Origin of the sequence: Nocardioides segetis (assembly GCF_051390595.1) — a bacterium.
Taxonomy (GTDB): Bacteria; Actinomycetota; Actinomycetes; order Propionibacteriales; family Nocardioidaceae; genus Nocardioides.
This window is the reverse complement of sequence record NZ_JBNINR010000002.1, coordinates 162,476-181,771: the sequence shown is the minus strand read 5'-3', so window position 1 is coordinate 181,771 and position 19,296 is coordinate 162,476. Positions and strand designations below refer to the sequence as shown.

21 protein-coding genes are annotated in these 19,296 nt (G+C 71.2%); 10 read left to right on the top strand and 11 right to left on the bottom strand.

Going from position 1 to position 19,296, the window contains the following annotated elements:
• Positions 1 to 16: 16 nt before the first annotated feature.
• From ACPZVR_RS04525 to ACPZVR_RS04510, 4 genes are all read right to left on the bottom strand, one after another.
• On the bottom strand, positions 17 to 676 hold the full coding sequence (locus tag ACPZVR_RS04525) for a hypothetical protein (protein WP_436698381.1): 660 nt from the start codon (positions 674 to 676) through the stop codon (positions 17 to 19).
• 10 nt (positions 677 to 686) lie between these two features.
• Complete coding sequence (locus ACPZVR_RS04520) at positions 687 to 1,277, bottom strand: DUF3043 domain-containing protein (protein ID WP_436698380.1); 591 nt, start codon at positions 1,275 to 1,277, stop codon at positions 687 to 689.
• A gap of 27 nt (positions 1,278 to 1,304) precedes the next feature.
• The gene (gene nadA, locus ACPZVR_RS04515; RefSeq protein ID WP_436698379.1) at positions 1,305 to 2,480 is read right to left on the bottom strand and encodes a quinolinate synthase NadA; all 1,176 of its coding nucleotides are present in this window, start codon (positions 2,478 to 2,480) and stop codon (positions 1,305 to 1,307) included.
• 62 nt (positions 2,481 to 2,542) lie between these two features.
• Complete coding sequence (locus ACPZVR_RS04510; protein ID WP_436698378.1) at positions 2,543 to 3,415, bottom strand: GNAT family N-acetyltransferase; 873 nt, start codon at positions 3,413 to 3,415, stop codon at positions 2,543 to 2,545.
• 35 nt (positions 3,416 to 3,450) lie between these two features.
• On the opposite strand from ACPZVR_RS04510, the gene ACPZVR_RS04505 reads away from it, so the two are divergent.
• The 4 genes from ACPZVR_RS04505 (at position 3,451) to erpA (ending at position 6,734) form a co-directional block, all read left to right on the top strand.
• A complete protein-coding gene (locus ACPZVR_RS04505) occupies positions 3,451 to 4,536 on the top strand; it encodes a glycerate kinase family protein (protein ID WP_436698377.1) in 1,086 nt (361 codons plus the stop codon).
• Between the two features lie 53 nt (positions 4,537 to 4,589).
• On the top strand, positions 4,590 to 5,060 hold the full coding sequence (locus ACPZVR_RS04500) for a DUF4334 domain-containing protein (protein WP_436698376.1): 471 nt from the start codon (positions 4,590 to 4,592) through the stop codon (positions 5,058 to 5,060).
• 67 nt (positions 5,061 to 5,127) lie between these two features.
• Positions 5,128 to 6,246, top strand: a complete 1,119-nt coding sequence (locus ACPZVR_RS04495) for an NAD(P)-dependent alcohol dehydrogenase (RefSeq protein WP_436698375.1) — start codon at positions 5,128 to 5,130, stop codon at positions 6,244 to 6,246.
• A 71-nt stretch (positions 6,247 to 6,317) separates the two neighbouring features.
• A complete protein-coding gene (gene erpA / locus ACPZVR_RS04490; protein WP_238408528.1) occupies positions 6,318 to 6,734 on the top strand; it encodes an iron-sulfur cluster insertion protein ErpA in 417 nt (138 codons plus the stop codon).
• Positions 6,735 to 6,854: 120 nt separating this feature from the next.
• Here the strand turns inward: erpA and ACPZVR_RS04485 are convergent, their stop codons facing one another.
• The gene (locus tag ACPZVR_RS04485; RefSeq protein ID WP_436698374.1) at positions 6,855 to 7,064 is read right to left on the bottom strand and encodes a hypothetical protein; all 210 of its coding nucleotides are present in this window, start codon (positions 7,062 to 7,064) and stop codon (positions 6,855 to 6,857) included.
• A 140-nt stretch (positions 7,065 to 7,204) separates the two neighbouring features.
• Here ACPZVR_RS04485 and ACPZVR_RS04480 point away from each other — a divergent pair, with 140 nt between their 5' ends.
• Complete coding sequence (locus tag ACPZVR_RS04480) at positions 7,205 to 8,140, top strand: carbohydrate kinase family protein (protein WP_436698733.1); 936 nt, start codon at positions 7,205 to 7,207, stop codon at positions 8,138 to 8,140.
• Between the two features lie 52 nt (positions 8,141 to 8,192).
• Here ACPZVR_RS04480 and ACPZVR_RS04475 read toward each other — a convergent pair whose 3' ends face one another.
• Both ACPZVR_RS04475 and ACPZVR_RS04470 read right to left on the bottom strand, forming a co-directional pair.
• Entirely contained in the window at positions 8,193 to 8,420 is a 228-nt protein-coding gene (locus ACPZVR_RS04475) for a sulfurtransferase TusA family protein (RefSeq protein ID WP_436698373.1), read from the bottom strand.
• The gene (locus ACPZVR_RS04470; RefSeq protein ID WP_436698372.1) at positions 8,417 to 9,535 is read right to left on the bottom strand and encodes a cysteine desulfurase family protein; all 1,119 of its coding nucleotides are present in this window, start codon (positions 9,533 to 9,535) and stop codon (positions 8,417 to 8,419) included. Before ACPZVR_RS04470 ends, ACPZVR_RS04475 begins: the two co-directional genes overlap by 4 nt.
• A gap of 138 nt (positions 9,536 to 9,673) precedes the next feature.
• On the opposite strand from ACPZVR_RS04470, the gene ctaC reads away from it, so the two are divergent.
• The 5 genes from ctaC (at position 9,674) to ACPZVR_RS04445 (ending at position 15,259) form a co-directional block, all read left to right on the top strand.
• Complete coding sequence (gene ctaC, locus ACPZVR_RS04465; RefSeq protein ID WP_436698371.1) at positions 9,674 to 10,549, top strand: aa3-type cytochrome oxidase subunit II; 876 nt, start codon at positions 9,674 to 9,676, stop codon at positions 10,547 to 10,549.
• Positions 10,546 to 12,234 carry an aa3-type cytochrome oxidase subunit I gene (ctaD, locus tag ACPZVR_RS04460; RefSeq protein ID WP_436698370.1) on the top strand — a complete coding sequence of 563 codons (1,689 nt, stop codon included), beginning with the start codon at positions 10,546 to 10,548 and terminating at the stop codon, positions 12,232 to 12,234. Before ctaC ends, ctaD begins: the two co-directional genes overlap by 4 nt.
• Entirely contained in the window at positions 12,234 to 12,650 is a 417-nt protein-coding gene (locus tag ACPZVR_RS04455) for a cytochrome c oxidase subunit 4 (RefSeq protein WP_436698369.1), read from the top strand. The genes ctaD and ACPZVR_RS04455 overlap by 1 nt, the downstream gene beginning before the upstream one ends.
• Before the next feature lie 476 nt (positions 12,651 to 13,126).
• Positions 13,127 to 14,338 (top strand): L,D-transpeptidase, encoded by a 1,212-nt coding sequence (locus tag ACPZVR_RS04450; RefSeq protein ID WP_436698368.1) that lies wholly within the window; start codon positions 13,127 to 13,129, stop codon positions 14,336 to 14,338.
• Between the two features lie 24 nt (positions 14,339 to 14,362).
• On the top strand, positions 14,363 to 15,259 hold the full coding sequence (locus tag ACPZVR_RS04445; protein WP_436698367.1) for a class I SAM-dependent methyltransferase: 897 nt from the start codon (positions 14,363 to 14,365) through the stop codon (positions 15,257 to 15,259).
• Here the strand turns inward: ACPZVR_RS04445 and ACPZVR_RS04440 are convergent.
• The 4 genes from ACPZVR_RS04440 to ACPZVR_RS04425 form a co-directional block, all read right to left on the bottom strand.
• Positions 15,252 to 15,779 (bottom strand): acyltransferase, encoded by a 528-nt coding sequence (locus ACPZVR_RS04440; RefSeq protein WP_436698366.1) that lies wholly within the window; start codon positions 15,777 to 15,779, stop codon positions 15,252 to 15,254. The genes ACPZVR_RS04445 and ACPZVR_RS04440 overlap by 8 nt on opposite strands.
• Before the next feature lie 6 nt (positions 15,780 to 15,785).
• Positions 15,786 to 16,778, bottom strand: a complete 993-nt coding sequence (locus ACPZVR_RS04435) for a hypothetical protein (RefSeq protein ID WP_436698365.1) — start codon at positions 16,776 to 16,778, stop codon at positions 15,786 to 15,788.
• A 209-nt stretch (positions 16,779 to 16,987) separates the two neighbouring features.
• Entirely contained in the window at positions 16,988 to 18,202 is a 1,215-nt protein-coding gene (locus ACPZVR_RS04430) for a glycosyltransferase family 4 protein (protein ID WP_436698364.1), read from the bottom strand.
• Complete coding sequence (locus tag ACPZVR_RS04425) at positions 18,199 to 19,269, bottom strand: glycosyltransferase family 4 protein (protein ID WP_436698363.1); 1,071 nt, start codon at positions 19,267 to 19,269, stop codon at positions 18,199 to 18,201. The genes ACPZVR_RS04430 and ACPZVR_RS04425 overlap by 4 nt, the downstream gene beginning before the upstream one ends.
• Positions 19,270 to 19,296: the final 27 nt, after the last annotated feature.

Below are 19,296 nucleotides of genomic sequence, written 5' to 3'. Positions count from 1 at the left end.
CCGGCGTGGCGCCCGGTCAAAGGGTGAACACGTAGCGGCTGGTCGGCACCAGGTCCAGACCGTCGGCCGCGCCGAAGCGCGCGCAGCTGTCCATCAACGTCGTCAGCCGCCGGTGGAGCTCCTCCGCGTCACCGGCGCTGCCGTAGAAGGCGTGCTGGTCGGTCAGCGCGGCCATCGGGAACAGCTCCTCGACGATCCCCGCGACGTCGCCACCGCCGGGCGTGAGTCGCGCGACGACCGGGTTCTGGACGTAGCCGAAGGTGCCCTGGGTGTCGATCGCCACCTGGGTGTGCCGCTCCAGCCAGTCGGCCAGCCATGCGGCGTGGGGCATCGCCTCCGGCCGGCGCAGGAAGGCGAGGTTGGCCAGGGCGTCGGCGCGCTCGCCGTCCGGCACGGCCGGCGGGACCAGCGGCTCGCGCTCGTCGACCGACCACGCGTGCGCGTCCGGGTCGTGGCGTCGTACCAGGTCGAGGACCGGCTCCGGATCGCCGTCGGTCCACACCGACACCACGGCCGTGATCGGTACGCCGGGGCCGAACCGCATCGCGGGCGCCACGGCCTCGTCGTCCAGGTTGACCTGGAGCCGGGCGGCTCCGGTCGCCGCGACCCGGTCGCGGAACCCGGGGGCGAGCAGGGCGTGGTGGGCGGGACCGTGCAGCGCGGCGATGACCTTCACGCCGAGGAACCTACTTGTCGTAGTCCTCGGGCAGTGGCTGGCCGATCTTCACGCGCGCCTTGGGCAGCCGCATGAACTTCATCTGCATCGAGCGGGTCAGCGCGTAGTAGGTCGTCCCCTTGAGCGACTCGTCGGGGAACCGGCGGGTCAGCTCGCGCCGCAGCCGGAACCGGAGCAGCACCATGTCGGTCACGACGAACAGCACCGTGGCGAGCAGGACCATGCTGCTGGCCTGCACCAGCGCGGAGCTGCCGGTGTAGCCGAGCATCAGGCCGATGATCATCAGCGGGATGACCATCTCGACGATCGAGAAGCGCCGGTCGACGTAGTCGCGGATGAACCGGCGGACCCGACCCTTGTCGCGGGGCAGGAAGTACCGCTCGTCGCCGCTCTTCATGCCCTGGCGGATCTTGCGGCTCTCCTCGGCGCGGTGCTCGCGCTGGCGGCGCGCGGCCTCCTTGCGGTCCCGCGGGCCCCTGGCGCGCGCCTTCGCGGCCGCCTCGGCCTCCTTGCGGGTGGGCGTCGGGCGGCCCTTGCCGCCGGGCTTCGCCTCGGGGGCCGCCTGCTCCTCGGCGGCGGGGGACTTGGTGCGCTTGAACACGCTGGGACCTTTCGTGGCCGGGTGGGGTCAGTCGCGGTGGGACTTGCCGGGGAGGTCGAGCATCCGCTGCAGGGCGACGAGCGCCTCGGCCTCGGTCTGCGGGTCCACCTCGATCTGGTTGACGACGACTCCCTCGACGAGGTTCTCCAGCGCCCACACGAAGTGCGGCAGGTCGATCCGGTTCATCGTGGAGCAGTAGCAGACGTTGCGGTCCAAGAACATGATGTTCTTGTCCGGGTGGGCGTTCGCCAGGCGCTGCACGAGGTTGAGCTCGGTGCCGATCGCCCAGCTCGACCCGGCGGGCGCCGCCTCGATGGTCTTGATGATGAACTCGGTCGAGCCGACGAGGTCGGCCTTGAGCACCACCTCGTGCTGGCACTCGGGGTGGACGAGGACGTTGAGGTCCTCGACCTTGGCGCGCAGCTCGTCGATGACGTCGGCGGAGAACCGGCCGTGGACCGAGCAGTGGCCCTTCCACAGGATCATCCGCGCCCCGGCCAGCTCCTCGGGCGTCAGTCCGCCGTTGGGCTTGTGGGGGTTCCACACGACGCACTCGTCGAGGGAGTAGCCGAGCTGGAGCACGGCGGTGTTGCGACCGAGGTGCTGGTCGGGCAGGAAGAGCACCTTGGTGTCCGGCCCCTTCTGCGCGAACGCCCAGTCGAGCGCGACCTCGGCGTTGGACGAGGTGCACACGACGCCGCCGTTGCGCCCGCAGAAGGCCTTGATGGCGGCGCTGGAGTTCATGTAGGTCACGGGGACCACGGTGTCCTGGACGCCGGCGGCGGCCAGCGCCTCCCAGGCCCTCTCGACCTGCGCGATCCGCGCCATGTCGGCCATCGAGCAGCCGGCGGCGAGGTCGGGCAGGATGACCTTCTGCTGGGGCCCGGTGAGGATGTCCGCGGACTCGGCCATGAAGTGCACGCCGCAGAAGACGATGTACTCGGCGTCGGGGCGCGCCGCCGCGTCCCGAGCCAGCTTGAACGAGTCGCCGGTGACGTCGGCGAACTGGATGACCTCGTCGCGCTGGTAGTGGTGCCCGAGGACGAACAGCCGCTCGCCCAGCTTCTCCTTGGCGGCGCGGGCGCGCGCCACCAGGTCCGGGTCGGAGGGTGCCGGCAGGTCGCCGGGGCACTCGACGCCGCGCTCGGAGAGCCGGTCCGTGCCGCGGCCCAGAGGCAGCAGCGGAAGGTCCACGGTGGTCATGGCCACATCCTAGTTTGGGGTGCCCCGGCGCCTCCGATCGGTGCGGCTGCGCGGGACGCGGCTCACAGCAGCGCCCCGTGGTGGACGTACGGCGTCGGCGGCGTCATGCCGCGCAGGCCGAGATAGCCCTGGGCGCGCAGGTCCATCCGCGCCGCCAGCGCGACCTCGACCGCCCAGTAGTTCTCCGACGTCACATGGGGGATCTCGTAGCGCTCCCCGGCCCCGGCGAGGCACTCCCACAGCAGGCGGCGGGCGGCGTCGTCGTCCTCGGCGGCGAGCAGCGCCAGCGTCGCGCCGTTCGTGTACGCGTAGCCGGAGCGGTCGGTCGTCACGACCAGCCGCCCGGCGGCGAGCAGGCGCTCGTGGTCGGGGCCGTGCGGGCCGCCGCGCCGGGCGCGGTCGAGGTCGTCCATCCAGGCGAGATCGTCGGCGCCGCCCTCGCGCACGTCGCCCACCCGCGGCAGTGTCGAGCGCTCGACCGCGCCGTGCAGCGTGAGCTGGGGGTGCAGGCGGAATCCGGCGCGGTGATAGCGGCGCAGGGCGCGCGGGTCGACGGAGGCGGCGAGCATGCCGCGGGGGAGGTCGGCACCGTACGCGCGGGCGGGGTCGAGGACCTGGGCGCCGATCCCGGCCCCCTGCAGACCGGGCCGCACCGCGAACGTCGCCAGGCACCACACCCGTTCACGACGGAAGCTGGTGGCGAAGCCGACCACCTCGTCGCCCTTCTCGGCGACCCAGCAGCCGTCCGGGTCCGAGGCGAGGAAGCCCCGGGTGCGCGCGCACCAGGCGGCCCGGTGCTCGGGGGAGCGCCGTCGCGGCGCCGGGGCCGACGGGAGCCGATGGGCGGTGTCGAGGGCGAAGAAGGCGTCGTCGCTGATCTCCTCCGCGGTGGAGACGTCGGCATCGGTCATCGGTCGGATCCGGACGTCGGGCACGCAGGAGACCCTAGGTCTCCACCATGATGGGACGCATGCGGATTCTGGTGGCCCCCGACAAGTTCGCGGGCACGCTCACGGCGGTCGAGGCCGCCGAGGCGATCGCGGTCGGCTGGCGACGGCACGCCCCTGACGACGAGGTCGTGCTGGCGCCGATGTCGGACGGCGGGCCGGGGTTCGTCGACGTGCTGCACGCCAGCCTCGGCGGGCAGCTGCTCGCGGTCGTGGGGGAGGCGCCGCAGGGCCAGGAGGTCCCGGCCACGATCCTCAAGGTCGGCGAGACCGTGTACGTCGAGAGCGCCCAGGTCTGCGGGGCCCACCTCACGGGTGGGCGCCTCGGCGAGTTCGGCACGACGGTCGGCGTCGGCCGGCTGCTCCTCGAGGCGGTCGACGCGGGCGCGACGCGGGTGGTGGTCGGCCTCGGTGGGTCGGGCACCAACGACGGGGGCGCCGGCCTGCTGGCCGCGCTCGGCGCCGACGCGGACGTCGCGCTCGACGTCGGCGGCATCTTCCTCGACGGCGTGACCCGGGTCGACCTGAGCATCGCCCGGGGCCTGGTCGACGGCGTCGAGATCGTCGCCGCGACCGACGTCGACAGCCCGCTCACCGGCCTGTTCGGCGCGAGCAAGACGTTCGGCGCCCAGAAGGGCATCGACGAGGAGACCCAGGTGCTGCTCGACGGCTACCTGGAGAGCTTCGCGGCCGCGACGGACCGGCGACTGGCGCTCGAGCCCGGCGCCGGCGCCGCTGGCGGTCTGGGCTTCGCCCTGATGCTGCTCGGCGGCACCCGGGTCTCGGGCATCGGCCTGGTCGCCGACGCCGTCGGGCTGGCGCGTCAGGCGCGCTCGGCCGATCTGGTCGTCACCGGCGAGGGAGCCTTCGACTTCAGCAGCCGGGCCGGCAAGGTGCCCGCCGGGGTGGCGGCCGTCGCCGCCGAGGCACTCCGGCCGTGCGTGGCGCTCGCGGGCCAGGTGCTCGTCGGGGCGCGGGAGATGCGGGCTCTCGGCATGGATGCGGCGTACTCCCTCGTCGAGGCGGTCGGCGAGGAGCGCGCTTTCGCGGACCCGGCCGGCGCGCTGTCCGACCTGGCCGCGCGGGTGGCCCGGACCTGGTCGCGCTGATCCGCGGAGCGTCACCCCTCGCCAACAAGTGGAACGTGTTCTAGATTGCTCGCGTGACGGACATCAGGACGCGCTTCGACGACCTCCGGGCGGCCGAGCATGCGGCTCCCGCCGACCTCGACGCCCTCTGGGCCGACCTCGCGACCGTCCGGGTCGACGAGATGCTCGGCGCGTGGCGCGGGGGCGACTTCGCCACCGGCCACGTCGCCAGCACGGTGCTGAAGCAGGTGCGGTGGCACGGCAAGCGGTTCGACAGCCCGCTCGCGGCGGTGCCGCTGGTCTGCCGCGACGACGCCGGCGAGCTCTACTCCAATGTCGACGCCGGTGGCGGCGGCGAGGCATCCCTGTGGCCGGTCGGCTTCCGCGGCGAGGTCACCGCCACGATGGTCTACGACAAGATGCCCGTCCTCGACCACTTCAAGAAGGTCGACGGGGAGACGGTCATGGGCATCATGAACGGCAAGCTGGCCGGGACCTTCGGCATCGACGACCTCTACTACTTCTGGCTGGAGCGTGAGGCATGACCACCCCACCGAGTTCTGCGCTTCCCCCGCTGCGCTCCTCCAGCGCACAACTCGTCGGGGACCCCGGATGAGGACGACCGCCTTCGTCGTCGAGGAGCCGGGCGGCGACTTCGTCCCGGCAGAGCTCGAGCTCGACGAGCCCCGTGACGACGAGGTCCTGGTCCGGGTCGTCGCGACCGGCCTGTGCCACACCGACCTGACCGTCCCCGCGATGCTGCCGCCGGAGATGCTGCCGACCGTCGTGGGCCACGAGGGGACCGGCGTCGTCGAGAAGGTGGGCGCGGCGGTCAGCGGCATCGAGGTCGGCGACCACGTCGTGATGAGCTTCCGCTCCTGCCGCGCCTGCGGCCCCTGCCGGGCGGGCGACGTCGGCTACTGCGAGCAGTCGCTCCTGCTCAACTACATGGGCATGCGCGCCGACGGCTCGACCACGCTCGCGCGTCGCCGCGAGGACGGGGAGAGCCAGACGGTCTTCGGGAGCTTCTTCGGCCAGTCCAGCTTCGCCCGGCACGCCCTCGCCTACGCCGACAACTGCGTCGTCGTCGACCGGTCGCTCGACCTGACCCGACTGGCCCCCTTCGCGTGCGGCTTCCAGACCGGCGCCGGGACGGTGCTCAACGTGCTGCGGCCCGAGCCGGACGACAGCATCGTCGTGTACGGCGCCGGGGCGGTCGGCCTCGCCGCGGTCGCCGCCGCCCGCGGAGCGGGCGTGGACACCGTCGTCGCCGTCGACCCGGTCGCCGCGCGGCGCGAGATCGCCGCGGGATACGGCGCCACGGCCGTCGACCCGGGCGAGGAGGGCGCCGCGCCGGTCGAGGAGCGGGTCCGGGAGCTGACCGGCGGCGGGGCGGCGTACGCGATCGACACGACGGCCATCGCGGCGGTCGTGCTCCAGGCCCAGCGCTCGCTGCGCCCGCGGGGCATGCTGGTCGCCCTCGGCCTGGGTGCGCCGGAGTACACCATCGACGCGATCGACCTGCTGCAGTCCGGCAAGGTCGTGCGCTCCTCGATCGAGGGGGAGGCCGATCCGCTGGTGACCATCCCGGAGCTGATCGCGCTGCGCGCGGCCGGCCGGTTCGACGTCGACCACCTCGTGACGACGTACCCGTTCGAGAAGATCGCGGACGCCGTGGCGGACTCCAGGGCCGGCGCCGTGGTCAAGCCGGTGCTCGTCTGGGGGGAATAACCACGACTGTGCGACCATTGGGATGGTCGAACACCATTCGGCTACCCAGCCTGACACACCCTGGAGTGAGCATGAGCGACAGCTGCTGCGGAGGCGGCCACAGCCACGAGGCCCCCGGCGCGACCACGACGGTCGCCGCCCCGGTGGACTTCGAGCGCCGTGAGGACCAGATCAACCTGAGCCCGGTGGCGGCCACGAAGGTCAAGAGCCTGCTCGAGCAGGAGGGCCGCGACGACCTCTCCCTGCGGATCTCGGTGCAGCCGGGCGGCTGCTCCGGTCTGCGCTACCAGCTCTTCTTCGACGAGCGCACCCTCGACGGCGACGTCGTGACCGACTTCGACGGCGTGGGCGTCGTGGTGGACCGGATGAGCGTCCCCTACCTCAACGGCGCGGTCATCGACTTCGTCGACACCATCGAGAAGCAGGGCTTCACCATCGACAACCCCAACGCCACGGGCTCGTGCGCCTGCGGCGACTCGTTCAACTGAGTTCGTCTGGCCGAGCGTGTCGCTGATCGAGCGGCACGCTGTCGGCCAGCGGTTGACTGAGCACAGCGAAAGCGCCGCCGGCGACAAGCCGGCGGCGCTTCGCTATTCCTGCGGGCGCTTCTAGTCCAGGTGCAGGTGCAGCGCGTTGGCGAGGCGCTGGGCGGCCTCGGAGATCTCGATCTCGCGCTTCGGCGTCTCCCGCGGCAGCTCGTCGAAGTGGATGCTCGGCGCCGGACGGGTCGCCCGCACGGCGGCCTCCTGGAGCCGGCGGCTGACGGCCTGGCAGTCCGCGTGCAGCTCGGCGGGCGTGGCGATCTCCTCGTAGGGCATGCTCTCGACGCTAGGCGTTACTTTCGGGTAGTCCCAGAGGGAACGACGTCGCGGCGACGACGGCTCGGTTAACCTTCCGTATCGTGACTGCACCCACGGGCTCCCTCCTGATCGCCGGCTCGATCGCGACCGACCATCTGATGACCTTCGGCGGCAAGTTCGCCGACTCCCTGGTCGTCGACCAGCTGGACAAGCTGTCGGTGTCCTTCCTGGTCAACGACCTGGAGATCCGGCGCGGCGGCGTGGCGCCCAACATGTGCTTCGGCCTGGCCCGGCTCGGGCTCCGCCCCGTGCTCGTCGGTGCGGCCGGCGAGGACTTCGCCGACTACCGCTCCTGGCTGGAGCGCAACGGCGTCGACTGCGACTCCGTGCACATCTCGGAGAGCAAGCACACGGCTCGCTTCGTGTGCACCACCGACACGACGATGGCCCAGTTCGCGTCCTTCTACCCCGGCGCGATGAGCGAGGCCAGCCAGATCGAGCTGCTGCCGATCGTCGAGCGGGTCGGCGCGCCGGCGTACGTCCTCATCGGCGCCGACGACCCCGACGCCATGAAGCGGCACACCGAGGAGTGCCGCCAGCGCGGCTACGCGTTCATCGCCGACTGCTCCCAGCAGCTGGCCTTCGCGGAGGGCGACCTGATCCGCGACCTGATCGACGGCGCCGCGATCCTGTTCTCCAACGAGTACGAGTCGCACGTCATCGAGAAGAAGACCGGCTGGAGCGGCGAGGAGGTCCTGGCCCGGGTCGGCCTGCAGGTCACCACGCTCGGCAAGGACGGTGTCCGGGTCACCTCCAGCGACGGCACGTCCTTCGAGGTCCCGGCGGCCAAGGACGTCGCGGCGGTCGAGCCCACCGGCGTCGGCGACGCCTTCCGCGGCGGCTTCCTCGCCGCGCTCTCCTGGGGCACCTCCCTCGAGCGGGCCGCCCAGGTCGGCTGCGTGCTCGCGGCGTACGTCGTCGAGACGGTCGGCACCCAGGAGTACGACTTCACCCACGAGCAGTTCGTGGCCCGCATCCGCGACTCCTACGGCGACCACGCGGCCGACGAGGTCGGCAAGCACCTCGGCGTCTGAGCCCGGCGACGCCGGCGCCCCGGCGCGGCCGAGCCGACCCGTCCGCTGCCGGTCAGCTCAGGCGGCGCACCACGTAGCGGGGCGCGCCGTCGTCGGCGACCTCCTCGCCGACGTACTCCTGTCCGCGCATCCGGCACCACGCGGGTATGTCGTGCCGCGCGGCCGGGTCGCGCGCGACCACGGCGAGCAGGTCGCCCACGGCGACCGTGGGGAGCGCCTTGGCCAGCTCGATGATCGGGCGGGGGCAGGGCAGGTCGCGGCAGTCGATCTCGGCGGTCACAGCCCCGCCTCCGACCGGATCCGACCGACCTCCTCGGTGAGGGCGGCGCAGAACCCCTCCACCTGCTCGACGGTGGTGTCCCGGCCGAGCGAGACCCGCACGTTGCCGTGGGTCAGGGCGCCCATCGCGGCCAGCACGTGGCTCGGCTCCAGGGTGGACGCGGTGCAGGCGGAGCCGCTGGCGACGCCGTAGCCGCGGCGGGCGAGCGCGGAGACGATCTCGTCGCCACCGACGTAGAGGCAGGAGAAGGTCACCAGATGGGGGAGCCGGGCGACCGGATCGCCGACGACCTCGGTGTCCGGCAGCGCGCCGGCCGCGGCCCGGATCCGGTCGACCAGGGCGAACTGGCGGGCGGCGACCTCCTCGCGCTCGGCGAGGGTGGCCTGCAGGGCCGCCGCCGCGGCCAGAGCGGCCGGGACGTCGGGGAAGCCGCCCCACTGCTCGAGGCCGTCGTCGCCGGGGAAGGGGTTGGTCCACCGGGTGCCGCGGCGCACGACCAGGACGCCGACGCCGGCCGGGCCGCCCCACTTGTGCGCGGAGGCCGTCAGCGCGTCCCAGCGCCGCGGGAGGGGCACGTGACCCACCGCGGCCGCGGCGTCCACGAGAAGAGGTACGCCGGCGGGCAGGTCGACCTCGTCCACCGGCTGGAGCGTCCCCACCTCCTGGTTGGCGGCCTGCAGGGCGACCGCGCCCACGCCGGGCCGCGCGGCCGCCTCGGCGAGCGCATCCACGTCCACCCGGGCGCTCGGGTCGACCCCGACGGCCGCATGGGCGGGGGAGGGCCGCCAGGCGACGGCGTGGAGCACCGAGGAGTGCTCGACGGCCCCGTGCACGATGCCGTCGCGTCCCGTCGCCGCGGTGAGCCCCAGCAGGCCCCGGTGCACGGCGTCGGTGCCCGACTGCGTGAAGCCGACCTCGTCGGGGCGCGCGTCGAGGCACTCGGCGATCACCGCGCGGGCGTTGTCGAGCAGCAGCCGCGCGTCACGGCCGGCGGCGTGGAGGCGCCGCGGGTCGCCGTACCCCCGGTCGAGCGCGGCCAGCAGGGTGTCCCGCGCGGCCGGGTGGAGCGGGGTGGACGAGGCCGAGTCGAGGTAGACCTCGGGGGTGCTGCTCACGTCTGCACCCTAGTTGAGCCCGGCTTGTACGCTCCCGGCCCGCCGCACGCGCCCCGGAAGACCCACCCGGCGCCCCGGTCGGGGGCGCCCTCCGCTAGTGTTCGCAGTGGTTCTGACCCTCGAGAGGAAGGCTCGTTCGTGGGCTGGTGGCACCCCGAGCGCACGCGTGGCGCGCAGCGACGTACCCGTCGCGCGATCCCGCTCGCCGGATTCGTCGTACTCGCGCTCGCGCTGTCCGGCTGCTCGACCGATACCCAGTGGGAGCGGTTCGGCATGCCGGAGATCAAGTCCGAGCAGGGCGAGCACATCCTGCAGCTGTGGCAGGGCGCGTGGATCGCCGCGCTGGTGATCGGCGTGATCACCTGGGCGCTCATCATCGGTGTGCCGCTGTGGTTCCGTCGTCGCAGCGACGACGAGGTCCCGGTGCAGACCCGCTACAACCTGCCGATCGAGATCTTCTACACGATCTTCCCGGTCATCATGGTCATCGCGTTCTTCGCGCAGACCGTGCGGGTGCAGAACATCGCGCTCGAGCACGTCAACCCCGACGTCGTGGTGAAGGTCGTCGGCCAGAAGTGGTCGTGGACGTTCAACTACCCCGACTCGGTCGAGACCGACGAGGGCACCAATGTCTTCGTCTCCGGCACCGGTGAGGACATCCCGACGCTGGTGATCCCGGTCGACAAGACCGTCGAGTTCCAGCTCTACAGCCCCGACGTCATCCACAACTTCGGCATCCCGGCCTTCGCGATGCGCATGGACGTCGTGCCGGGCAACGAGAACTCCTACCAGGTGACCCCGACCGAGACCGGCACCTACGCCGGCAAGTGCTACGAGCTCTGCGGTGCCTACCACTCGCGGATGCTGTTCAACGTCGAGGTCGTCACCCAGTCCGAGTACGACGCCTACCTGGCCGACCTCGCCGAGGACCCCGCGCACATCTCGGAGGAGCCCGTCGTGGGTGGCAAGTACTCCACCGAGCTCATCACCGACGACGAGGGAGAGCACGAGTGACCACTCTCGCGCGTTCCGCGGACCTGAGCCAGCGCAAGCCGCTGGGCCAGCAGCTCGTCCGCATCATGACGACGACCGATCACAAGCTGATCGGCAACCTGTACTTCGGCACCGCCATGGCCTGGTTCATGGCGGGCGGCATCATGGCGCTCCTCATCCGGTCCGAGCTGGCCTACCCGGGCAGCCAGATCGTCAACGAGGAGCTCTACAACCAGCTCTTCACCATGCACGGCACGATCATGCTGCTGCTGTTCGCGACGCCGCTGTTCTTCGGCTTCGGCAACGCGATCATGCCGCTGCAGATCGGCGCGCCCGACGTGGCGTTCCCGCGCCTCAACATGTTCAGCTACTGGCTGTACCTGTTCGGCGGCCTCATCGCCGGCGCCGGCTTCCTCACCCCGGGCGGCGCGGCCTCCTTCGGCTGGTTCGCCTACACGCCGCTGTCCGACTCCGTCAACAGCCCCGGCGCCGGTGGCGACCTGTGGATCATGGGTCTGTGGATGGCCGGTCTCGGTACCATCCTCGGCGCGGTCAACTTCATCACCACGATCATCTGCATGCGTGCGCCCGGCATGACCATGTTCCGGATGCCGATCTTCGTGTGGACCGTGCTGATCACCGCGATCCTGGTCCTGATCGCCTTCCCGATCCTCGCCGGCGCGCTGCTCTCCCTCGAGGCCGATCGACAGCTCGGGGCACATGTGTTCGACACATCGCACGGTGGTGCGATCCTGTGGCAGCACCTGTTCTGGTTCTTCGGGCATCCCGAGGTCTACATCATCGCGCTGCCGTTCTTCGGCATCGTCTCCGAGATCCTGCCGGTCTTCAGCCGCAAGCCGATCTTCGGCTACATCGGCCTGGTCGGCGCGACGCTCGGCATCGCGATCCTCTCGGTCGCCGTGTGGGCCCACCACATGTTCGTCACCGGGCAGGTCAACCTGCCGTTCTTCTCGGGCATGACGTTCCTGATCGCGGTCCCGACCGGCGTGAAGTTCTTCAACTGGATCGGCACGATGTGGGGCGGGTCCGTACGCATGGACACACCCATGCTCTGGTCGATCGGCTTCCTCACGACCTTCCTCTTCGGTGGCCTGACGGGCATCATCCTGGCCAGCCCGCCGCTGGACTTCCACGTCTCCGACTCCTACTTCGTGGTGGCGCACTTCCACTACACGGTGTTCGGCACGGTCGTGTTCGCGATGTTCGCGGGCTTCTACTTCTGGTGGCCGAAGTTCACCGGGCGGATGCTGGACGAGCGGCTCGGCAAGATCCACTTCTGGCTGCTGTTCATCGGCTTCCACACGACCTTCCTCATCCAGCACTGGCTGGGCATCGAGGGCATGGCCCGTCGCTACGCCGACTACCTGCCCAAGGACGGCTTCACCACGTTGAACCAGATCTCGACGATCGGCGCGTTCATCCTCGCCTCCTCGATGCTGCCGTTCTTCTACAACGTCTACGTCTCCCGCAAGGGTCCGTTGGTCAACACCGACGACCCGTGGGGCTGGGGCCGGTCGCTGGAGTGGGCCACGAGCTGCCCGCCGCCGCGCCACAACTTCCACTCGATCCCGCGGATCCGCTCGGAGTCGCCGGCGTTCGACCTCCACCACCCGGAGATCGCCGCCATCGAGATGTACGACGAACCGGTCGCCGCGGGCTCCGGTGCCAAGGAGGTCGACGCCTGATGAAGGTCGAAGCATGGATCTTCGGCGTGACGACGGTCTTCCTGGTCCTCGTCAGCCCCGCCTACTGGTTCATCACCGACGCCAGCGACCAGGGTGCCGACTGGACCGGCACCTCGGCGCTGGTCATGACCACGCTGCTGTGCGCGATGGTCACCCTCTACATCGGGTTCCACGCCAACCGGATGGACGCCCGCCCGGAGGACCTCAAGGACGGCGAGATCGCCGACGGCGCCGGTGAGCTCGGCTTCTTCCCGCCGTTCTCCTGGTGGCCGCTGTGGTGCGCCGCCACCCTGAGCCTGATGGTCTTCGCGCTCGCGGTGCTGGCCTGGTGGCTGTTCATCATCGGCCTCGTCCTCGGTGCCATCGCGCTGACCGGCTGGATCTTCGAGTACTACCGCGGCGAGTACGCCCACTGATTGTCGGGGCCGAGCGCGTCGCATACGGCCGCTGCCGCACGGACCCTCCGGGCCCGCGGGCAGCGGCCGTGCCGCTTCGCGGCCGTGCGCCGCGCTGCCGGCCGCGGCGGGCCCGCGGCCGGCACTCGACGCGCTTCGCGCGGGCGCCGCGCTGCCGCGCACGCGGTCGAGGCGGTCTCGGGACCGGTCGTCCGGCGGCCTACGCTCCGCGCTTCGCGGCCGTGCGCCACGCTGCCACGCGTCGAGCATGCGCGGTCACTGCCCTGCCGGCCGCTGGGGTTTGCGTCGGACGTCGCGCTGCCGCGCACGCGGCCGCGGTGGGCTCGGGGGCGTCGCCCGACGCGCTTCGCGCGGGCGCCGCGCTGCGGTGCCTCGGGCCGCCGGGTCCTGGGGCGCTGCCCCGCCGCGTCGGCGGTGTGACACCGCCGACGTTCTCCTAGCCGGGATTCGGCGGGTCCGGCAGGTACGCTCTTTCGGTGCCTTCCCCGTCGACACCTCTCTGTCCGCGCGCCCTGCGCGCTGCCGCGGCCCTGGTGGCCGTGGCGCTCGTCGCGGCCGGTTGCGACGGGTCGGGCCTGGTCCCCGGTGCCGGTCCCGCCGACGACGAGACCACCGCGGCTGCCGCGTCCGAGGCCGTCGTGACGACCAATGTCGCCGACGACGCCACCGGCGTCGCGGTCGACAAGGTGGTCAAGGTCAAGGCCGAGCAGGGCACACTCACCTCGGTCGTGCTCAAGTCGAAGGACGGCCGCGTCGACGGGGAGATCCGCGCCGACGGGACGCGCTGGAGCTCCACGGGCGGGCTCGAGCCCGGCGTGCGCTATCGCGTCCGTGCGGTCGCCGAGAACGCCGACGGCAAGCGTGTCGAGAGCGTCTCCTCGTTCACCACGCAGGCGTTGAGCCTCGACCAGCAGACCTACCCGTCGATCGCTCCGCTGCAGGGCGAGACGGTGGGCGTCGGCATGCCGGTCGTCGTCACGTTCGACCTCCCGGTCACCGACCAGGCCGCGTTCGAGCGGCACATGACCGTCACCTCGACGCCCGCCCAGCCCGGCGCCTGGCACTGGATCAGCAGCACCGAGGCGCACTGGCGCCCCGAGGCCTACTGGCAGGCCGGCACGAAGGTCAGCGTCGACGTCGCCGTCAACGGCGTGAGCGCCGGCGGCGGCATCTACGGCCAGGAGGGCCGCACCGTCGACTTCGAGGTCGGTGCCGCCCACATCTACAAGGTCAACGCGAAGACCCACCAGATGAAGGTCTTCGAGAACGGCAAGCTGCTGCGCACCATCCCGGTCACGACCGGCAAGCCCGGCTTCACCACCCGCTCCGGTGTGAAGGTGGTCATGGAGAAGTACGACCAGAAGCGGATGAACTCCGAGACCGTCGGCATCTCCCGCGGCTCTGCCGAGGCCTACGACATCGACAACGTCAAGTGGGCGATGCGACTGACCAGCTCCGGCGAGTTCATCCATGCCGCGCCCTGGTCCGTCGGCTCCCAGGGGCGTGCCAACGTGTCCCACGGCTGCACCGGGCTGAGCACCGACAACGCCGGCTGGCTCTACTCGATGACCCGCCGCGGGGACGTCGTCGAGTACGTCGGCACCGACCGCCCGATGGAGCCCGGCAACGGCTGGGGCGACTGGAACGTCCCCTGGAGCGAGTACGCCGCGGGGTCCGCTCTCAGCTGAGTGCCGTCCGAGCCCGAGACACCGATGCTGCATCAGTTCTACAGTCGGTTGCCGCCCCGGATCCGCGCGAAAGGCAAGGAGTTCCTGGGCGCATCGGGCCACAGCAGAGGTGTGTTGGACGCGATGAAGGCGCGCAAGGATGCTCAAGGACGCAAGCGTCTCGACAACACCCTCTTGTCGGTGACGGAGTGTCTCGGGCGTTCCTACCTCGATGAGCTGGCCGGGGCTACCGTTGTCGACTTCGGCGCGGGCTACGTCCCGATGGACGGGATCGCGATGTGGCTCCTCGGCGCCGAGCGCGTCGTCGCCGTCGACTACAACGAGATCGCCGACTTCCGAGCGGTGGCCCGCGGCGTGCGGAAGGCGGATCTCGCCCGGGCGAGGGAGATCTTGGAGCACCTTTCTCCGGACGTCGACTGGCCCAGCCGCCTCGTCACCCTGGTCGAAGCTGCGCGGCGCGACGCGGTGGCCGATGTGGTCCCCATCGAGTATCTGGCTCCGCTCGACGTGACGAGCACTCCTGAAGCGCTTCCGCGATTCGACCTGTTGTGGTCACTCAGCGTGCTGGAGCATGTTCCGCCCAGCAGGATCGTCGCCCTGCTGGCGGTCTTGTCGTCGAGGGCGCGGGAATCCGGGGTGCAGCTGCACCGCGTCGATCTTCGCGATCACCACGACTTCGATCACGATCCGTACAGGTTCCTGGCGGCTGATGCCAACTTCGATGCCGAGCACGAGGCTGACGTCCGCGGCAACGGCATGACCAGTGGGGACTGGGCGACGGTGCTCTCGGCCCACCCGCACCTCGAACTGACCGTGGTGGATCGCGTGCCCGGCAGACCCCATCTCCTTCCGGACGCGGTCCGGGCGGGTGTCGCAGCCGACGGCGTCGACGACTTCGTGACCATCGGGCCGGTCAGATGAAGTCGACTCGGTAGTCGAGCTCGTAGTGGAGATCCGGGTTGCGTGCTCGAACAACCCGGGCCGGCACGCCGGCCACCATGGTGAAGGGCGGAACGTCCCGGGCGACCACCGAGCCGGCGGCGACGACTGCTCCTTCGCCGATCCTGACATCGGCCAGGACGAGGACGCGCTCGCCCAGCCAGGCGCGGTCACCGATCTCGATCGGCCCGTAGGAGTCGGCGAACGAGGGCGAGTCCGCGTCGTGCTTCGCCGTCTGCAACGCGCACTCACTGCCGATGTTGACGTTGGCGCCGATGCGGATGCCGCCGCGCGCGTCGAGGCGACACCTTCGGCCGATCACGCTGTTGCGTCCGATGGCCAACCGCGCGGGTGCGTTGAACTCCACGTGCATCATGATCATTCCGTTGGACCGGAGGTCGAGCGTGGTTCCCGCTCTTCGGTAGATCCAATGCCGGAGAGCAGCGAATGGCACATGACCCACGAACTCGTTGAGCAGGTACTGCAGGATTCGCTGCTTCAATCGTCGTCACCTCGTTCTGTCGCGAAGGTAGAACCACGTCATCAGGGCCAGGACGCAGGACTCGGCGAGGACCGCCGCCAGGGCGACCCCGGTCGCATGGTGCCACGCGGCGAGCGGGGCGGCGAGCGTCAGGAAGAGTACGGCTCCGATCACGCTGCTCAGTGACACCGCACGTACGTCGTCCAGCGCTGGCAGGCACGCCAGGCCCAGCACCGAGGAGACGACACCGATCCCGACGACGAGACCGACGAGGACGCTCAGCACGAGGCTCGGGTCGATGTCACCTTCGGAGAGCACACGGGATCCCAGCTGTGCCAGGACCGGGAACACCATGCCGACCAGGCAGCCGATGCCGAGGGCGGCCACGAAGGCGCGGTCGGTGCGGCGTCGGGTCTCGGCGCGCTCCGGGGAGATGACGCCTCCTTGAGCGACCTGGACGACAGGTCCGAGCGCTGTCAAGGCGAACGTCTTGAAGCGGTCGAGCAGGGCGTAGGGAGCCAGGCTGGCCGGGGCCAGCGCGGCCACGAACACGACCGGCAGGGATGAGTAGACGGTGACGGCCACGGTCACCGCCAGTGACGGCAGGGCGTCCCGGACGCCGATGAGGGACCGGCGCAGCGATGGGACGGGCACCGGACCCGTCCTCGCCACCGCCCGCCAGGTGGCAGCGAGTGCCAGAAGGGAGCCGATGAGCAGCGAAGCAGGCACGAGGAGCAGCGAGCCGCCCAGCAGGACGCCGACAGCCCCCGCGAGGGAGCTGGATGCGCGGGGCAGCGTCTCGCACCGGAACAGGCTCCGGGGTGAGCCGAGCGCCGTGAAGTACCAGGACGCGTTCAGCCCGTACGTCGCGCTCGCCGCGGCGACGAGTCCCGTCGTCCATCGATGGTCGGGCACGATGGCGTACCCGACCGCCAGGGAGGCGGGCAGAGCGACCGCGAGCGCTGCTCCACGCGCTCCGAGGGAGTGTGCGTAGTAGCGACGACGTTCTGCGTCGGACATGACCGCGGCGCGGGCTGGACCCGCGACCCCCCATCCCAGACTGACAAGCATGGCGGCGATGCCGCCGACGACCTGACCGACGGCCACAGCGGCCCAGGGCGCCGCTCCCACGCCTCGGATGATCAGCGGGATCGATACCAACCCGGCTGCCGAGGCCACTCCGACGTTGAGCGCGAAGCCCCCCAGTCGCTTCGCCACCTGGGAGCGAGTCACCGATGCCGCCCGGCGGCCAGGTCCGAGCACAGCACGACCAGGTCACGCAGCGCGCGATCCCACACGAATTCCTGGACGAGCTCCCTCACCTCGGTCCGGTCGACCTCGTCCCGTTGCCTGAGCGCGGCGACCAGGGCGCGGGCGAACTGCTCGGGCCGGTCGGTGACGGTGAGGTAGGGACCGCGGAGCGTCTCCAACCCGAGTGCTCCCCGTCGGGTGGCGACAACCGGCGTCCCGGCCGCCAATGCCTCCAGGATCTTCAGTCGGGTGCCTCCTGCGGCGAGGAGCGGTGCCGTCGCCACGGCGGCGGGGCCGACGAAGTCCAGTGGATCGTCGACGTCGCCGTGGATGCTCACGCCCGGCAGCGCGCCGAGCGCCAGCACCTCACGGTCGGGGCGGGCGCCGACGATCCACAGCTCGGCGGAGGGGCGTGCGCGCTGCACCTCGGGCCACACCTCCCGCGCCAGCCAGCAGGCGGCATCGATGTTCGGCCGCCAGGAGAGGAGCGCCACGAACGCGACGGCATCCTGGCGCGGCCAGCTTCTGGAGAAGGCCGCCGCAGTCACGCCGTTCGGGGCGTGCACCAGGGGAAGCGGACGGAAACCGTCCAGTGCATGGAGCGCGGCGGCGTCAGACGCGCTGACCACGGCACCGGCGGTGAACGTCACGCCGAGGCGAGTCTCCACCCGTCGCAAGCCACGGGCATCCCAGCGTGCCCACAGCTGCCTACCGAGGCCGCGCGGGCTGTGGTCGCCGGCAATCGACCGGGCATAGCTCTCCGCGAGCGCACTCTCGACGTTGTGGAGGTCGATCACCACGGGACCTGGCAGAATCGGCCGGTAGGCCGCCATCGTGCTGTACTCCAGCACCGCGAGGCGGTAGTCCGTGGAGGAGCGTAGCCGCACGATCCTGGCGACCATCCGCCAGCTGACCGTGCGCATGACCGTCGGGCTTCTCGTGCCCAACGCGGTCGCCAGCACGCGGAGGAAGCCGAGCAGCGTTCGTAGCAGGTGTGGCTTGGCTGCTCGTTCGGCCCCGATCGAGCTGCCGCCGGCGACCGGCCATCGCCACACGACGTCGGTCGGCCCCACCGAGGCGCGAAGCGCGGCGGCGACAGCGGCCGTTCGCAGGGGACCGCCGCTGCGTGGACGGGTGTGGTCGTGCATCGTGACCATGAGCACGGGAGATCCGGAGGTCTGATCGGCCGTCATCGACCGTTCCCCTCCCAAGCGCGACGGTAGACCGACGCATAGCGTTCGCACGCGCTGGTGAGGGAGAACGTCGATTCGAAGGCCGCGCGGGCACGCCGGCCGGTTGCGATCACCTCATCGCGCTCTGCCGCCAGCTCGCCGAGTCGGGACGCGATCGCTCGCGCGTCGGCGTGGGCGTCGACGGTGAAGTGCGCGCCCGGCAGGATCTCGTCGACGCCCTCGATGCCACGACGTACGAGGCTGGCACGCCCCAGTGCAGCGGCCTCCATGACGACGATCGGGCATCCCTCGGCGGTGGACGGCAGGACAAGCAGGTCGGCTGCGGCCAGAACATCTGTCGGGTCGGCCAGATGACCGTGGAAGCGGACGGCCGGTGCGGTCAGACCGCGCGCCCGTGCCTGGTCCTTCAACGGGGCGAGCAGGGGGCCGTCGCCCGCGAAGTCGATCCTGACCTCCACGCCCCGCGCTCGAGCGTCGGCCACGGCCTCCAGCAGCGTCAGCGGGCGCTTCTGCTCGACCATGCGTCCCACGAAGGCGACCGCCAGTCCGCGATGGGCCGGTGGCGGCCGGTCGCCGCGGTCGCGTACGCCTTGGACAAGCGGCCGGACCGCGACGATCCCCAGCAGTCTTCGCCGGGCCAGCGACGCGGCCGCCCGGCTCGGCGCATAGACCTGGGCGCCGCAGAGCCGCAGTGCTGTCGCCTTGAGGACTCGTCGTATCGCGATGATGCTCTGGGAGGCCGTATGCCGGCCTCGGGGCTCCGACGGGAGGTGCAGAGTAACCAGGATCGGCGTCCGTCGGCGTCGCCCGCGCCACAGGAGTCGCGCCGACCAGTCGAGCAGGGTCGGGGAGTGGAGGTGAATGACGTCCGCGGAGCGCATGGCGGCGCGCAGGCCCGCTGTGTTCGCGGCTGTGACGACGTCGAGGCCGCCGAAGATCGCCGGGACCGGACCGTCCCCGACAACGGCGAGCGTGACCTGGAACTCGCCGCCATCGAGGCCGGTGGCGGCGTCGCGGACGACGGTCTCCAGCCCACCGATCTGGTCCGCTGCCCGGACGACGAGCAATAGCCGCACGGGACCGGTTCGGCGCGG

Bases quoted from the DNA above. Each gene is read 5' to 3' on its own strand.
- erpA (WP_238408528.1), top strand. From the start codon at position 6,318: ATGAGCGACAGCTGCTGCGGAGGCGGCCACAGCCACGAGGCCCCCGGC.
- ACPZVR_RS04435 (WP_436698365.1), bottom strand. From the start codon at position 16,778: ATGTCCGACGCAGAACGTCGTCGCTACTACGCACACTCCCTCGGAGCG.
- ACPZVR_RS04495 (WP_436698375.1), top strand. From the start codon at position 5,128: ATGAGGACGACCGCCTTCGTCGTCGAGGAGCCGGGCGGCGACTTCGTC.
- ACPZVR_RS04505 (WP_436698377.1), top strand. From the start codon at position 3,451: ATGCGGATTCTGGTGGCCCCCGACAAGTTCGCGGGCACGCTCACGGCG.
- ACPZVR_RS04455 (WP_436698369.1), top strand. From the start codon at position 12,234: ATGAAGGTCGAAGCATGGATCTTCGGCGTGACGACGGTCTTCCTGGTC.
- ACPZVR_RS04445 (WP_436698367.1), top strand. From the start codon at position 14,363: ATGCTGCATCAGTTCTACAGTCGGTTGCCGCCCCGGATCCGCGCGAAA.
- ACPZVR_RS04480 (WP_436698733.1), top strand. From the start codon at position 7,205: ATGACCTTCGGCGGCAAGTTCGCCGACTCCCTGGTCGTCGACCAGCTG.
- nadA (WP_436698379.1), bottom strand. From the start codon at position 2,480: ATGACCACCGTGGACCTTCCGCTGCTGCCTCTGGGCCGCGGCACGGAC.
- ACPZVR_RS04485 (WP_436698374.1), bottom strand. From the start codon at position 7,064: ATGCCCTACGAGGAGATCGCCACGCCCGCCGAGCTGCACGCGGACTGC.
- ACPZVR_RS04430 (WP_436698364.1), bottom strand. From the start codon at position 18,202: ATGACGGCCGATCAGACCTCCGGATCTCCCGTGCTCATGGTCACGATG.